We start from the raw sequence: 15,580 nt of genomic DNA on the forward strand, positions 1-15,580 counted from the left end.
ACAACAACTTTCGCGATTTAAACCGGCGTCAGCGTTATTGCAGACTCGCTTATAACTGTAACGGAGCGCCTTATATTTAAACTGTGAGTCGGTTCCGGTGATCAGGGCTGTTTGGCAGCTCGTTCGAGTGTAATCACCAGGCCTGACTTCAAAGTGCTCAGATAAAGCCCATCACGTTGTCGGCTGAAAAACTGGATTCTTGAGCCTTCCTTGCCAGTGATCGAAAGACCGTCCGGGTCGGGAAACCAGCCGATGGCGCTGTCCTGCAGCCACGCGCTCAAGCAGTCGGCGCCCTTGCCCAGGGTCTGGTTGGCTTCGAGGTCAATCTGGCAGGTGTTCGACGGCTTGTCTTGCTGCGCCTGTGCTTCGGGAGCGTCGTTGCGAGCGGTCAGGGTTGCTTGCCACTGCCCGGCAAATACCGATGGGTCTTCGAGTCTGAGGCTGCTTGCCATGGTTGTTTCTCCAGAAATCATCATCAGCATCGGCAACAGATACGCTGCCGCTTTGCGGGTAAAAGCGAATTGGATCATAGGAAATTTCACTCCGGCGTGTAGCCTTGCTTACCGGCCAAAGCGATGCAAGCAAAGAAAGCGGCGCATCACGCGCCGCTTTCCTTTTTACATCACGCTACGATGTCGCTGATCGCCGCCTGGCCAACGGTGCTGACCTGGAAGTCCGCCACGCCGTGCCCGGAGAAGTCCACCGACAGCAGGCTGTTGCCGCCCGAGGTGGTCAGGATCGCATCGCCCGCCGCACCGGTGAAGGCGCTGACGAAGTGCAGGCCCGCACCTTTGGTGATACCGGTCAGGTCGATTTTGTCCAGGCCGCTGGCAAAGTCGAGGATCTGATCGATGGCACCCGGCTTGGAGTCGGAGCTGGCCGCGAACACGAAGGTGTCCGAACCCGAACCGCCCCACAGCTTGTCGGCACCGCCGCCGCCCCAGATGATGTCGTTGCCGGCACCGCCCTTGAGTTCGTTGGCTGCGCTGTTGCCGATGATCAGGTCGTTGCCCGAACCACCGATGGCGTTCTCGATGGTGACGCCCTTGGCGATGGACACGTTGCCCACCAGGCCGCCAACGTCGGAGAACGAGGCTTCATTGAGGTTGATCTTCTGGTTCTGGGTGAAACCCGAGAAGTCGAAGGTATCCTTGCCGCCCGCATCCCACACCGAGAACACCAGCTTGTCCGACGATGAAGTCGCGCTGAGGAAGTCACGACCGGCGTTGGAGTTGAAGCCGTAAGTGGTATCACCGGTACGGGTGGACATGTTCGCGCCGTAGAGCTTCTGGATCGCTGCAATGTCATCCAGCAGCGGGCCTGAAGCATAGGCCTCGACACCGCCCTTGCTGAAGTTCTGGCTGGTGTTGCTTTCACTCCAGTAACTCATGAGGCTGTAGCCGCGGGTGTCTTGCCCGTAGGTAGCGTCATTGTAGGTCGGGTTGCCATTGCCGGCGTTGTAGTCGCCAGGGTGAGACAGGCCCAGGGTGTGGCCGATTTCGTGGGTCAGCGTCTGACGCCCGTAATTGTTCACGCCCGGGTTCTTGTTGACGTCGTATCCACTGCCGGTCAGGTACCAGGACTGACCGTCATAACCTGGCTCGGTGCCTGGCAGGAACGCGAATGCCGCCGCGCCTTCCTGACCGCCGCTGTAGTTACCGAAGGTCATGTGGCCGTCGCCACCCTTGGCTGCTTCGGTAAAGGTCACGTTGGCGACATCGGCCCAGGATTGCATGGCGAGCACCGCCTGGGCTTTTTGCAGGGAGCTGAACTGACTGAAACCGGTGACGCCCAGGCCGCCGAAGTTGGCCGTCTTGGAGGTCAGAAAGGTGTAGGTCAGTTCGATCTTGCCGCTGCCGTCGAGATCGTGCCAGGAGGCACCGTCGCGCAGCAGTTGAGTGGCGGCTTGATCCACCGAGAAGGAGGGTTTGCCATTGACCGTGAGGTTGCCACCACGATCGTACTGATGGCTGAAGCTATTGATCTGGTTGAACGCCGAACTGGTCGCTGCCAGTGGTTGTGGCGCCGCGCTCAGCTGGAAAGCCTGTTCGGCGGTATCAATAGCATTAGCTTTTACTTTCGACATAAACACACTTCCTTGTTTAGCAATGGAACAGTTTTTGTCCGATAGCGACAACCTCTGGCGAGATTGTCCTATCACTCGCCCAATGAAGGCGTAAGAAACCTGACACAATTTGAAATCTGTCGTCTAGCGATTTTTCGAGATCAAATTGAACTATTCCGGGAAAGTCCCGTAAACAAAGCGCGTGCCGCTGAAAGAATGTTGCAAGTGTGGTGAGTTTGCCTAATTGTCTGACGATTTCTTATTTAAATATTAAATATCGGTAAGTTACTTTTTGTTAGCCGCGTCTCACTTTTCTGCACTTTATTAGTGCGGTGCCAGCGAAGTGACATCAAACAAGTAAACATATGCAGCAGGCGTCATATGCCTTTGACGGAGCGGGGAAAAACCCGCTCCGACAGTTTTTTTTCAGCTACCGGTACGAATCTTGTTCCAGACGCGCGTGCGGATCCGGTCGATGTTCAGCGGCATGGCCTCCAGCGCGAACAATTTGCCCATCATTTCCGGGCTCGGATACACCTTGGTGTCGTTCTTGATGGCCGGGTCGATCAGGCTGTCGGCCTGTTCGTTGCCGTTTGCGTAATGCACGTAGTTGCTGATGCCGGCCATGACGTCGGGCTGCAGCAGGTAGTTCATGAAGGCGTAACCGGCCTTGGCATCCGGGGCGTCGGCGGGCATGGCCACCATGTCAAACCAGATCGCGGCGCCTTCCCTGGGAATCGCATAGCCGATATCGACGCCGTTCTTTGCTTCCTTGGCGCGGTTTTCCGCCTGCAGGATGTCGCCGGAGAAACCCACCGCCACGCAGATGTCGCCATTGGCCAGGTCGCTGGTGTACTTCGAGGAATGGAAGTAGCTGACATACGGCCGGACTTTCATCAGCAGCGCTTCGGCCTTCTTGTAGTCCTCGGGGTTCTTGCTGTGATGCGGCAGACCCAGGTAGTTCAGCGCTGCCGGCAGCAATTCCGGGCCGTTGTCGAGGATCGCCACGCCGCACTTCTGCAGCTTTTCCATGTATTCGGGCTTGAAGATCAGGTCCCAGGAATCCACTGGCGCGTTATCGCCCAGCACCGCCTTGACCTTGGCGATGTTGTAGCCAATGCCGGTGCTGCCCCACAGGTAAGGAAAACCGTGCTCGTTGCCCGGATCGTTGGTCTGCAAGGCCTTGAGCAACACCGGGTTGAGGTTCTTCCAGTTCGGTAACTGGTTCTTGTCGAGCTTCATCAGCGCCCCGCCCTGAATCTGCCGCGCCATGAAATGGTTGGATGGAAACACCACGTCGTAACCGGATTTGCCGGTCATCAATTTGCCGTCGAGGGTTTCGTTGCTGTCGTAGACGTCGTAAGTGACGCCGAGACCGGTGGCCTTTTCGAAGTTTTTCGCGGTGTCCGGCGCAATGTAGTCGGACCAGTTGTAGACCTTGACCGTTTCCGCTGCCTGAGCAAGGGAAGCGGCGAGCACCAAGGGGGCGAGAGCGAGGGTCTTTCGGATCATGGATCGATTCCTGTATTGGCTATTGTTGTTGGCAGGCAATCAAAAGGATCAAGCAATCAGAAAATCAGGACGTAGGTCTTGCGCACGGTTTCCTGGATGTCCCAGATGCCGAGCGTGTTGGCCGGCAACATCAGTGCGTCGCCACCTTGTATGTGCAGGGTTTCGCCGCCATCGTCCGGGGTAAACGTGCAGCGGCCGGAAATGAAGTGGCAGAACTCCTGGGCGGTGATCTGCCGCCGCCAGCGACCCGGGGTGCATTCCCAGACGCCGGTTTCGACGCCGTCGTCGCGCACGACGCTGGTGGTCGATGCCACCGCGACCGGTGTGCCGAGCGGCACGGCCACCGGGCTGGATTCGTCCAGTTGCAGCGTGGCGGTGTTCTTGAATTGGGTGATGCTCATGGCGTTACCTATTTGGAATTGAACAACGTTTAGTGCATGAAACCTTCCATGAACCCGGCCACCCGACTGGCAAGCTTGCGTCGCCAGGGCGCGGTCGACGGGTTGGCCAGGGTCTGGTCTTCGTGGACGAAGCTTTTGATGATCGCGTTGTAGCCAAGCCAGCGGCACGGTTCTGGCTCCCAGGCGCGCAACGCATGGATTCCGCCGTCCGGCAGCACCCAGGGCTGATGCACCAGTTCGGTATCGCGCTCGAGAATCAGATCGGCCAGGGTGCGGCCACCGAGGTTGGAAGCCCCGACGCCCTCCCCGCCATAACCGCCGGACAGCGCAATGCCATTGGCCCGATCACAAAGCATGTGCGGTTTGAAATGCCGGGACATGCCGAGGTTGCCGCCCCAGGCGTGGGTGATCGCGGTGTTTTTCAGTTGCGGGAACAGTTCGCCGAACAGATAGCGCCGCAGTTCTACCTCGTCCCGGGTCAGATCGAAGTTGTGCCGTAACTGGCCGGCGAACTGATAGCCACCACGGGCACCGAAAATCAGCCGATTGTCGGCGCTGCGCTGGCCGTAAGTGACCTGACGACTGAATTCACTGAAGGCCTGGCCACGATTGAGGCCGATTTCGTCCCAGGTCGCCGCCGACAACGGTTCGGTGGCGACAATCAGGCTCTGCACCGGCAATTGATAACGCCCCAGCGGCGGCAATGTCACCGAATAACCTTCAATGGCCGGAGCGATCCAGCGACTGCGAACGCTGGCCTTGTCGGTGCGCAGACTGCCCGCCTGCCAGTGGGTTACGGGACTGTTTTCGTAGATCTTCACGCCCATGCCCTGAACGGTTCGGGCCAGGCCGCGCACCAGTTTTGCCGGCTGAATGGTTGCCACATGGGGTGCGTAGATGCCGCCATAAGGTTTGGCGACGCGAATCTGCTGCGCCAGTTGTTCAGGATTGAGCCAGCGATAATCGTCGTCGGTCAGGCCTTGGGCGTGCAGTTTGTTCAGATACTCGCGCAGGCTGGCTTCCTGCTCGGGATAGCGCGCGGCGCAGTACAGCACCCCGCCCTTGCGGTAATCGCAGTCGATGCCTTCGCGCTCGAGGACGACTTCCACTTCATCGGGAATGCTGTGCAGCAGATCGAATGAGGCGCGGCGTTGTTGTGGTGACAGGCCCGCCAGCAGGCGATCCTCGCCCAACAGATTGCCCATCAACCAGCCGCCGTTGCGACCGGACGCGCCAAAACCGGCGGTTTGCGCCTCGATGATGGCGATGTTCAGGCCCGGCGCGTGCTTCTTCAGGTAGTACGCGGTCCACAGCCCGGTGTAACCGGCACCGATGATTGCCACGTCGACGTCAAGGTCTTGTTCCAGCGCCGGGCGCGCGGTGAGCGGCTCGTCGAGTTGGTCCATCCACAAACTGATAGTGCGCCACGCCGGCATGCAAGACTCCGCCAATCCAGATTTCGATGGCGTCGATCCTAGTGGCAGACCTCAAGGACTGTCTTGCGCGCGTGCCCGCAAAGAAATTTGTTTGGCATAAGCCTTGGGTGACTGGCCGGTGTGCTGGCGGAAACAGCTATAGAACGCCGAAATCGAGTTGAACCCGGCGGCGAACGCCAGCTCATCAATGCGCAGCGGCGGCGTCGCGTTATCCAGCGATTGCAACAAATGCTGGAGCCGCGCCTGATTGACGTAGCGGTAGAAGCTCTGCCCCAGCACCTGGTTCAGCAGATAGGAAATCTGATTGCGGCTGTAACCACACTCCTTCGCCACCCGTTGCAGATCCAGTTCGGGATCGAGGTACGGCTGCTGACGCTGGAAATACTGCTGCAGGTCTTCGGCCATGAAACTCAACTGACGTGGCGAAAGGCCCAGTCGGCTCGCCGCCGGACGCTGACTCGGCGTCGAGGTACTGGAACCCTGCTCGCGCACCAGGGATGCGTATTCGTTGACCCGCCAGATTTTCGCGTCCTTGACGGTAATCGCTTCGCTGGAACGGAACGACACCAGGCCATTACCGCCACGCAGGGTCACTTCGTACTGAATGAACGCCGTATTGCCGTCGATGCGGATCCGGTCGCAATGCTCCAGCGCTTCGTCGGATTCACGGGGCATGCTGACGCGAACGTACTCGCGCAGTTCGTCGAGGCCGAGCACGCGGTTCTGGAAGAAATCGTTGTACTGAATGTCCGGATGGTACAGCGCCATGACGCCATCCAGGTCCCGGTGTTTCCAGCACAGGTGATAGCGCATGACCGTTTCGGCCGTGGCCGGGGTCTGCTGCGGGCCGTCATCATCGGCGTGCATAAGGGACTCTTGGCAAAAGAACCGAGCTTGCCCAACTTCGGGCCCGGCATCAACAACCCGGACGTGATGGCACTTTGGCGATGATTTCATCAGCCGTGACTTACATCAAAAAAATCCCAGCAATCGCCAAACGGCCTGAAAATTCTCACAGGCTTTTCACATCCAGATGCTACTTTTAAGGACAGTCACCGGTTGAGCCAATGAAGGCTCTTCCCACCTACCATGAGCAAACGGAAGCGCTCGATGAAGAAGGCGGGCAACACATGAACAAAGGGTCAAGCAAGGTCACGTTCCCCAATGCCTGCCAGCTGATGCGCTGGCATTTTCATCCCATGGGTTTCGAAGCCACGATGGACGCACCGGGCAGCATGATCGCCCGCCTGTTCGATCGGGCCAGCGGCGAAACCCTGATCGCCATTGCCGGCATTCCTTGCGCAACGGTGATGAATGCAGCGGATGTCGAACGAATAATCGAAGCCGTCGAGGACGAACTGGAAGCCTTTGTTCCTCCTGAGTCTCTTAGAAATTACGCCTAAACCATTGATTTAAAATAAAAAGCCCGCTGTGCGCGGGCTTTTTTGTGGGCGATCGGTTCAGGCGGTTTTCTTTTCCGGCCGGTGATCGACAAAGAACGGCTTGCCCTTGGCGACCCGGTCCGACGCACGCGGCATGTTCACGGCCTGGGCATCCTGCGGCTCGACGTACCAATAGCAATGACTCACTGCCCGGGTAATGCCGACATAGGCCAGACGCAGGATTTCGTCCTTCTGCGCCGTATCGTAAGGCTCGTTGTCACCGACCTTGCCCAGCCCGGCCATGCGGTAGACCTGATTTTTGTAGGGCGAACTGGTGAGGTGCTGGCAGTCGCCCAGCAGAAACACCGCATCGGCCTGCAAGCCTTTGGCGCTGTGATAGGTCAGCTGCTTCAAGCGCCGTGACTCGTACGGCAAGCTCGAATCAACATTAACTACTGACTGAATATGCTGTTCAATCAATGACTTATCGCTACTTTTTCGATAGAGCATCAGGATTGAATCGCCGTTTCTGTAGTGCTCCGCCAAGCGTTGACCCAGTGCCTGGTCGTCGCGTTCCAGTACATTGACCGGTTGCAACGACTTCTCCTCGCCGCTGGCCTTGGCTTTCTTGCCGGGAATCGCCGGTGCGGCACGGACGATATGCTCGGCTGCGTCGATGATGTGCTGATGGCTGCGATAGTTGTCGCTGAGCATCACCCGCGTGGTGCTCGGCGAGGAAAACTCCTTGTTGAATTCCATGAAATAGCTTGGCGAACTGCCGCGCCAGCCGTAGATCGACTGCCAGTCATCGCCCACGCACAGCAAGGATGAGCGTTGCGCGCCGCGTCCGACGTGCATCGCCGGGCCACGGCTGCGGATCTCTGCAAGACCGGCGCGAATCCACGAGACGATCTGCGGTGAAACGTCCTGAAATTCGTCGATCATAAGGTGCGACATGGGGCGCAGCAGTTCATCGCTCAGAAGCTTGAGGTTTTCCGGCGAGTGCTCGCTGAACAGCGCGAACATGCGGTTGTAGGTCATGACCGGCGGCTTCTGATCGAGCAAGTGATCTTCCAGTGCGCGCCAGAACAGGCTCAGCGCCTCGAAGAAAAACCGGTCCGGATCATCCTTGGCGAAACTCATGCGGCCAACGACGTCCGGCACATCCAGTCCCAGGTTCTCGATAAACCCGGCGGCAACGACAAAACAGTCCAGCAACGGCGCGGATGCGAGTTCTCCCTTGACCTTGTAATCGAAGCCGGGACCGGCACTGGCATCACCGGCCAACGTAGCCAAAACGCGTCTTGATGACTCGTAACTATCTATCCAGATCAATGGCTTACGACAGAAAGCTTGAAACAGAGTGCGCTTCACGGCCCATTCTGCGCGGACCGTCAGCTTGGCATCGGGACGGCAGATTTGCGGGTTTTCTCTCGGATCGAAGCCCAAAACGACCCAGGCATCGAGACTCGGGATATAGCCATGACAGTGAAAGGTCGAGCCGTTGATCTCGAAGGTCTGACGATTCGGCTCAACCCCTTTGATCGGCCAGGCACCGGCGCGAAACCATAGATCCTCGATCACATCGCACAGTTCTTCGTCACGCTTGGCCGCCAGTTCGGTCACCGCCATACGCTTTTGCACGTCCGGGTGATCGCGCTCCAGCTCCTTGAGCTGGAAGGCATGCCGGGACAATGGCTGGATCAATTGCCGGAAACGCTCGTCCTCGGTGTAGAGCCGGTGATAGCAGGCGTTGAGCTGCTGGCGCTGGGCGTCGTTGATCCGCAGATCGAACGGATTGCTGTCAACGTCATCGTCCCCGCCCTGTGTTCCGAGACTGAGGTTTTCAAACGCCTGCAAACGCTCGAACCCCGGCAGGCTGCGCACCATTGGCAGAATCCGCGAATGAAAGGTGCGTACCAGATCCCGGGCGGTCTTCTGGCTCAGGGAATGACCCCAGAGGGCAAACAGCTCGATCAGTTTGCTGATGAAGTCTTTGCGCGACTCCCGGGTGAAAGTCACCACGGTCATCGAGTCCAGCTCAAAGCCCAGGTAGTGCGTCAACAGCAGGATGCGCAACACCAGCGTGGTCGATTTGCCGCCCCCCGCCCCGGCGACCACCGACGTTGACGGCGTATCACTGAAGATCATCTTCCATTGCGCCACGCTCGGCTGGGCGTGGGCCGGCAGCAAGCGGGCAACGTCAGCCTTGATGCGTTTCTTCAGCTCGGCTGTCAGCGGCAGGCGCCAGTCATCGAACAGGTGATTGTCGATCCCCGGCGCGCGATGCTCGGTGCTGCGGCTGTCGCGGATCAACAGGACCTGACGGCCCTCCTCCAGCCCCTCGGCCTTGCCTTCCTTGTAGCCGTAGTCGAACCCGGCGGTGTGCCCGCTGCGAAAGCCATCGGCCTGACCGTGCAGCCACGATGCCCGATGTTGGGCGCGCAACTGCGTCAGACCATGCCCGAGAAAACGCGCCGCCAGGCGTTTGAACCACGGCATCTCGGCCAAGGGACGAAGTTCGGGAGGAAGATCGGGGGTGTGTTGCGCCACGCTGACGGACTCCAGAGGCTGATGCTGTTGAGGGCTATGGTGTCTGCATTTGCTGCTGAGTTCTAGCGAAATGCTTACGGGTCATTGAGTTAGGCGATGAACTGAAGGCTGCATGAGAGCGTTTCGAGATTTTTAACATCAGCAAATTCGATGGGAATGCAGCACTTTTTACGCTTTTTCTCGATTGTTAGTTGATAGATGATGCTCGCCATCAATCACCGGTCTCGCTTCGTGGCTGCGGCCGAAACGCCCCATGACGAACCTTTTGAGGAGAAGATCATGCTTGAACTCAGACCCTTCAGCTCGCTGGGCGGCGCCCATCACGGCTGGCTGGATGCCCATCACCATTTTTCGTTCGCCGAGTACTACGATCCACAGCGCATGAGCTGGGGCAACCTGCGGGTGTGGAACGATGACATCATCGCCCCGGGCACCGGCTTCCCCACTCACCCGCACCGGGACATGGAAATCATCACCTATGTGCGTGAAGGTGCGATTACCCATCAGGACAACCTGGGCAACAAGGGCCGCACCGAAGCCGGCGACGTTCAGGTAATGAGCGCCGGCACCGGGATCGCCCACAGTGAATACAACCTGGAGGCGACCCCGACCAAGATCTTCCAGATCTGGATTCTGCCGACCGAAACCGGTGCACCGCCATCCTGGGGCGCCAGACCTTTCCCCAAAGGTGAGCGCGAAGGCTTCGTGACGCTGGCCAGCGGCAAGGACGGTGACGATGAAAGCCTGCGGATTCGCGCCAACGCACGTCTGGTGGCGGCCACCATCAAGGCCGGGGAAACCGCTGAATATCGACTCGATGCAGGACGTCGCGCTTATCTCGTACCGGCCACCGGTGTGATTGAAGTCAACGGCCTGCGTGCACAAGCTCGAGACGGTGTCGCGGTGAGCCAGGAACCGGTGCTGACCGTCACGGCCATTGAAGACAGTGAAATCGTGTTGGTGGATCTGGCCTGATCGGCTGGATTACAGGCAAAAAAAGGGCGACCTCATGGTCGCCCTTTTTTATTCAGCACTGATCACTTGGTGGAAATTGCACCATCGACCAGGGTCTGCGCTTCGGCCACCAGTTGCTTGAGGTGGTCGTCGCCGATGAAGCTTTCAGCGTAGATCTTGTAGATGTCCTCGGTGCCCGAAGGACGCGCGGCGAACCAGCCGTTCTCGGTCATCACTTTCAGACCGCCGATGGCCTGATCGTTGCCCGGTGCCTTGCTGAGAATGCTCTGGATCTTCTCGCCCGCCAGCTCGGTGGAAGTCACTTGCTCCGGCGACAACTTGCTCAGCAGGGCTTTCTGCTCAGGGTTGGCCTTGGCATCAACGCGTACCGAGAACGGCTCGCCCAGCTCTTCGGTCAGTGCACGATAGGCCTGGCTTGGGTCGCGACCGGTACGGGCAGTCATTTCAGCAGCCAGCAGGGCCGGGATCAGACCGTCCTTGTCGGTGCTCCAGACGCCGCCGTCCTTGCGCAGGAACGAGGCACCGGCGCTTTCTTCACCGCCGAAACCGAGGGAGCCGTCGAACAGACCGTCGGCAAACCACTTGAAGCCGACCGGCACTTCGTACAGACGACGGCCCAGACGCTTGGCCACACGATCGATCAGACCGCTGCTGACCACGGTTTTACCCACGGCCGCGTCGGCGCGCCATTGCGGGCGATTCTGGAACAGGTAGTCGATCGACACTGCCAGATAATTGTTCGGCGCCAGCAGACCGCCGGACGGAGTCACGATGCCGTGACGGTCGTGGTCCGGATCGCAGGCGAACGCCACGTCGAAGCGTTCCTTGAGGCCGATCAGGCCTTGCATGGCATGGCTGGACGACGGGTCCATGCGGATCTGGCCATCCCAGTCGACGGTCATGAAGCGGAACGTCGAATCGACTTCCTTGTTCACCACATCGAGGTCCAGACGATAGTGCTCGGCGATGGCCGACCAGTAGCGCACCCCTGCTCCGCCCAATGGATCGACACCCAGACGCAGTTTGGCGCCACGGATGGCATCGAAGTCGATGACGTTGATCAGGTCGGCCACGTAGGTGTTGACGTAATCGTGGCGGTGCGTGGTCGGAGCTTTAAGTGCCTGCTCGTAGCTGATGCGTTTAACGCCAGCCAGTTTGTTGGCCAGCAGTTCGTTGGCCTTGGCTTCGATCCACTTGGTGATATGGGTGTCCGCCGGGCCGCCATTGGTTGGGTTGTATTTGTAGCCACCGCTTTGTGGCGGGTTGTGCGACGGCGTGATGACGATGCCGTCAGCCAGGCCGGTGGTGCGGCCGCGGTTATAGCAAAGAATGGCGTGGGACACGGCCGGCGTCGGGGTGTATTCATCGCCTTCGTCGATCATCACGGTCACGCCGTTGGCTGCCAGCACTTCCAGGGCACTGGCCCCGGCCGGTGTGGACAGCGCATGAGTATCGATGCCGACAAACAGCGGGCCGGTGATGCCCTGGGCTTCGCGGTACAGGCAGATCGCCTGGCTGATGGCCAGAACGTGCCACTCGTTGAAACTCAAGTCGAAGGAGCTGCCACGATGCCCGGAAGTACCAAACGCCACACGCTGGGTGGAAATCGAAGCGTCGGGTTGACCGGTGTAATACGCCGTTACCAGTCGCGGGATGTCGACCAACAACTCTGCCGGTGCCGGTTTGCCCGCAAAAGGACTGAGTGTCATGCAAAACCTCTGAAATAGAGTGGTTCAGGAAATTACAGCGGAGTTTACTGGCAGTTTGACCGTAGTGCGATGGGATCTATCCGGTGCGTCCCCGATGTTTTTTAACAGCTCAGCCATCGGGCGCCAGCCGCAACGCATCGCCGATCAAACCGACGACGCCTTCCAGTTCTGGCCCGTTGCTTGCTGTCGCACTCAGCCGCATGTGTTGCCCATGCATGCCTTGCGCGCTGAACAGTTCGCCCGGTGCGATCAACACGTGCTGCTTGAGCAGGCGTTGAAACACCGCGCCCATCACCACTCGGCGCGACGAGCGCACCCAGACCGTCGCGCCGCCCTGCGGCTCATCGATGTGCAGCGCGTCACCCAGCCCTTCGCGCAGCAACTCGATCAACCGGGTACGACGCTCCTTGAGCAGGCGCTTCAACACCGGGAGATGCTGATCGACCCGACCACTGGCATACAGTCGGGCAATGGCCTTCTGGCGAATCGGCGAAAGCCGGAACGAGCGCAGCAGAAAGTGCCGTTGCAAGTCGGTGCGCCACTGGCGAGCAAGCACGAAGCCGTAAGGCGCTTCTACACCGATCACCTTTTCGAAGGTGGAAAACACCAGGAGACGATCCGGATCCAGCAAATCCCGCAGAGGTCGACGTTCACAGTCGTCACCCAGTTCGCTGTAACTGTCGTTTTCCAGCACCCAGGTTCCATGATCCCTGAGCAGCTGCGCTATGGCCTCTCGATTAGCCTCAGGTGCCAGACTGCCACGGGGCATGTTCAACAAAGAAGACAGCAGGATCAGTCGAACCGGCTCGGTTTCCAGCAACATTTTCAATTGCCGTGGATCAAGCTCCCCGCCAGGTTGCACCGGCAGCTCGATGACCCTCACTTCGGCAGACTGGAACAGGCGCAACACCATCCAGTCACAGGGCGATTCAACCACCACGGTTGCGTTACGCAGTTCGAGGACAGCGATCAGGATCTCCAGCACCCCTCTCACATCAGCGCCGATATAGACGTCCTCGGCGTGCCAGCAGTGAGTCGGTGATGAGGTGTAGCGAGCCGCCAGCAGCATACGCAACTCAAGCTCGCCACACGGCTGGGCCGGGACCTGTGATTGCCGAGGGTATTGCCGCATCAGCTCCCGTTCGAGCATCAGCAACGGACTGTCCAGCGGCTGGATCGATGCCGGATCGTCGGCGCTCAATACGCGCATGCCGAAACACCTTGCGTTGACGTAGACGGTTTCCAGCAAATCATTGCCTCGACCCGGCGGCATGACCGAGGACGCCGGTTGTGCGAAATACCCGGACTTGGCCACTGAATAGACCCGGCCTTCTTTCTCGAGCAGCGCATAGGCGTACTGGATGGTTGAAATCGATACGTTCAACCGTTCGGCCAGTTGCCTCAAGGATGGCAGCCGCATCGCACCTTCGCCGCCTGGCCCATCGATCAGTTGGGTGAGATAGCGATAGACCGCCTGATAGGCGAAATCGGTTTCACGCGAGGCATTCATGAACGGGCGTCCGGCATTCTTTGGCGATCGGGCACCACACTCACACTCAACCTTCCGCCGAGCGGTCGCCTGCGGCAACCTCACTGTCGGCAGGGTCCGGGGCGTGCGTCGCCTGCTCAGCCACTCGGACAGGCGCCATGGCATACAACCGGCTGATCAGTTGCACGGGCAAGCCGCTGACATCAGTCATCCATTGCAAAACCTGCTCCGGAGCATGCAACCCCTGCATCGCACGATGCAGGTCCGGCATGGCCACCAGCATGCCAGGATGGCAGGTTCGCAGAAAACGTTCGAGTCCTGCGCCACCCTCGATGAAGGGCGCAAACAGCAGGCATACCAGTTGCGCTTCATTGAGCCCGAAATTCTTTTGCAAGGCAGCGGCGGCCAGTGATCGATGCTCGCCCGGATCGGTCAGAGTGCCGAACGTCGCCATGAAGCGCTCGCAGGTCTGCTCCGAAACGTCCTGGCGACGCATCAATGCGAGGCAACGCTGCAGGTATTCGGATACACCACTTTCGTAATTGCGACCCTCGATGCAGCAAGCCTGAAGACCGCTCAGGTAGGCAGCGATCAAGGGATCCGTCGACTCACCGGTACCCGTTTCGAACAGCAACTCGTCAGTCTGAAACCCGAGAAAGTCGCTGAGCAAGGGCCACCGTTCCTCCATCTTGCCCACTACGATGTCATCGATACCGATATAACTGGTGCGTCGGCAGGCTTCGAACTGGCCGAGCGGCCGCCATGGCGGCAGGTCGTCTGGTGCACGGAGTTCCCGGTAACAGTCACCTCCCATGGCGTCCAGCGCATCGAACAACTCATCGAACCCGGCGGTCCGCTTTGGCAGTGCGCCGATGCCGGCCTTCTGTGCTGCGCGATCCAGCCCTTGCAGGAAGTGCGCCTGACGGCGTGCGGAGTCGCTGCTGACCAGTGCATCGACACCATTGCTCCACCGAGCGACCTGCCCGTAGAACTCGGCCGTGGCCAGGTACGCATCGTCCCAAAGCTCCAGGCTCTCGCTCCAGCAGCGGCGGTGGCCAACCATCAGCAGATTGATGCGGTTCGCCTCGCGCCCATCGTCGGAAAGGGGCTCTTGATGGTGGAAAGGCAAGACCTCCCGGTTGTCGATCATCAGCAGTTCGACCCTTGGGTCGTCATACAGAAACAGGGCGCTGAAGCTGCGATGCATGTTGTGCAATGCCGACGCCGGTGTGGCGCAACCACGCAGGGTTGCCACCCGTAACTGAAAAGTGCCCGGAGCCCGTCCGGCGATACTCAGTTGCGCTGCGCGCAACAGCGCCAGGCTGTAGCAGCAATCACGAGTCCCCGATTGTGTCACCAGCACCTTGAATTCACCGATACGATCCATGCCCCCGGCGGCTACCGCCAATCGCTGAATCAACAGCTGCAATGCCGTGCGTTCGGCACGGGAAAAGAAACTCAGCAATCGTTGCAATACTTGCTGGTAGACATAGTTCATTGCCTGGTCATGGATCGTGCTCATCAGTACTTCACCCGATATCAAAGGTTTTATATTGCGCAGCCACAAACGCCGGATACGCAATCACTCTTCATTAATTAATAGACGCTGAAATGCTAACACTTAAGGTTTTGTAGTTATTTGAAACAGTTGAGCTCATAACAATTTGAATTCACGACCCGAACGCCGCAAACCCGCGTCTTTACGGGCTTTTCTCGATACAGAAGTTTTCCTAGGAAAATTCTTACAACGGCTTGCGCATGATGAGTACAAGAAAAAAAGAAGGGATTACTGGGTCGCCCTACAGCAATTAAACAGAATTTGAAATATCGGCCAGTCACTATTGCCCGGTATTGCGCAAAGTAAACAGAATGCACAGCCATAGCTCATTCCTTGAGATGAAAGTAGTCATTCAATTATCAGGGTCTGGATGGCGATTAGAAGATACAGATCAAGAGCAAAAACCAGTTCAGTTGCTGAACGTCCCCAAGCATCGCGCCCGGGGTTTCTCATGGTCTGAAGGATGGAACGCACAAGAGTCCGTGGGACCACGGACTCTG

The 15,580-nt window shown here is 58.7% G+C and carries 12 protein-coding genes; 2 read left to right on the top strand and 10 right to left on the bottom strand.

Going from position 1 to position 15,580, the window contains the following annotated elements; genetic code table 11:
• Positions 1 to 101: 101 nt before the first annotated feature.
• From DXT77_RS01470 to DXT77_RS01495, 6 genes are all read right to left on the bottom strand, one after another.
• The gene (locus DXT77_RS01470) at positions 102 to 530 is read right to left on the bottom strand and encodes an AprI/Inh family metalloprotease inhibitor (RefSeq protein WP_158593086.1); all 429 of its coding nucleotides are present in this window, start codon (positions 528 to 530) and stop codon (positions 102 to 104) included.
• 92 nt (positions 531 to 622) lie between these two features.
• A complete protein-coding gene (locus DXT77_RS01475) occupies positions 623 to 2,086 on the bottom strand; it encodes a serralysin family metalloprotease (protein WP_119426347.1) in 1,464 nt (487 codons plus the stop codon).
• A 405-nt stretch (positions 2,087 to 2,491) separates the two neighbouring features.
• Positions 2,492 to 3,577 carry a polyamine ABC transporter substrate-binding protein gene (locus DXT77_RS01480; protein ID WP_119426348.1) on the bottom strand — a complete coding sequence of 362 codons (1,086 nt, stop codon included), beginning with the start codon at positions 3,575 to 3,577 and terminating at the stop codon, positions 2,492 to 2,494.
• Positions 3,578 to 3,633: 56 nt separating this feature from the next.
• Positions 3,634 to 3,978: a cupin domain-containing protein gene (locus tag DXT77_RS01485; protein WP_119426349.1), complete on the bottom strand. Its 345-nt coding sequence runs from the start codon at positions 3,976 to 3,978 to the stop codon at positions 3,634 to 3,636.
• Between the two features lie 29 nt (positions 3,979 to 4,007).
• The gene (locus tag DXT77_RS01490; RefSeq protein ID WP_119426350.1) at positions 4,008 to 5,414 is read right to left on the bottom strand and encodes an FAD-binding oxidoreductase; all 1,407 of its coding nucleotides are present in this window, start codon (positions 5,412 to 5,414) and stop codon (positions 4,008 to 4,010) included.
• Positions 5,415 to 5,465: 51 nt separating this feature from the next.
• Positions 5,466 to 6,281 carry an AraC family transcriptional regulator gene (locus DXT77_RS01495; protein ID WP_119426351.1) on the bottom strand — a complete coding sequence of 272 codons (816 nt, stop codon included), beginning with the start codon at positions 6,279 to 6,281 and terminating at the stop codon, positions 5,466 to 5,468.
• A gap of 263 nt (positions 6,282 to 6,544) precedes the next feature.
• On the opposite strand from DXT77_RS01495, the gene DXT77_RS01500 reads away from it, so the two are divergent.
• Positions 6,545 to 6,817 carry a DUF1652 domain-containing protein gene (locus DXT77_RS01500; RefSeq protein ID WP_119426404.1) on the top strand — a complete coding sequence of 91 codons (273 nt, stop codon included), beginning with the start codon at positions 6,545 to 6,547 and terminating at the stop codon, positions 6,815 to 6,817.
• 57 nt (positions 6,818 to 6,874) lie between these two features.
• Here DXT77_RS01500 and DXT77_RS01505 read toward each other — a convergent pair whose 3' ends face one another.
• Complete coding sequence (locus tag DXT77_RS01505; protein ID WP_119426352.1) at positions 6,875 to 9,349, bottom strand: UvrD-helicase domain-containing protein; 2,475 nt, start codon at positions 9,347 to 9,349, stop codon at positions 6,875 to 6,877.
• Between the two features lie 279 nt (positions 9,350 to 9,628).
• Here DXT77_RS01505 and DXT77_RS01510 point away from each other — a divergent pair, with 279 nt between their 5' ends.
• On the top strand, positions 9,629 to 10,324 hold the full coding sequence (locus DXT77_RS01510; protein ID WP_119426405.1) for a pirin family protein: 696 nt from the start codon (positions 9,629 to 9,631) through the stop codon (positions 10,322 to 10,324).
• A 62-nt stretch (positions 10,325 to 10,386) separates the two neighbouring features.
• On the opposite strand, the gene pgm is transcribed toward DXT77_RS01510, so the two are convergent.
• The 3 genes from pgm to DXT77_RS01525 form a co-directional block, all read right to left on the bottom strand.
• Positions 10,387 to 12,033 carry a phosphoglucomutase (alpha-D-glucose-1,6-bisphosphate-dependent) gene (gene pgm / locus DXT77_RS01515; protein ID WP_119426353.1) on the bottom strand — a complete coding sequence of 549 codons (1,647 nt, stop codon included), beginning with the start codon at positions 12,031 to 12,033 and terminating at the stop codon, positions 10,387 to 10,389.
• A gap of 109 nt (positions 12,034 to 12,142) precedes the next feature.
• The gene (locus DXT77_RS01520) at positions 12,143 to 13,543 is read right to left on the bottom strand and encodes a PLP-dependent aminotransferase family protein (RefSeq protein ID WP_119426354.1); all 1,401 of its coding nucleotides are present in this window, start codon (positions 13,541 to 13,543) and stop codon (positions 12,143 to 12,145) included.
• Between the two features lie 46 nt (positions 13,544 to 13,589).
• Entirely contained in the window at positions 13,590 to 15,044 is a 1,455-nt protein-coding gene (locus DXT77_RS01525; protein WP_119426355.1) for a hypothetical protein, read from the bottom strand.
• Between the last annotated feature and the right edge of the window lie 536 nt (positions 15,045 to 15,580).

The organism is Pseudomonas sp. 91RF, from assembly GCF_003576265.1.
GTDB lineage: Bacteria > Pseudomonadota > Gammaproteobacteria > Pseudomonadales > Pseudomonadaceae > Aquipseudomonas > Aquipseudomonas kribbensis.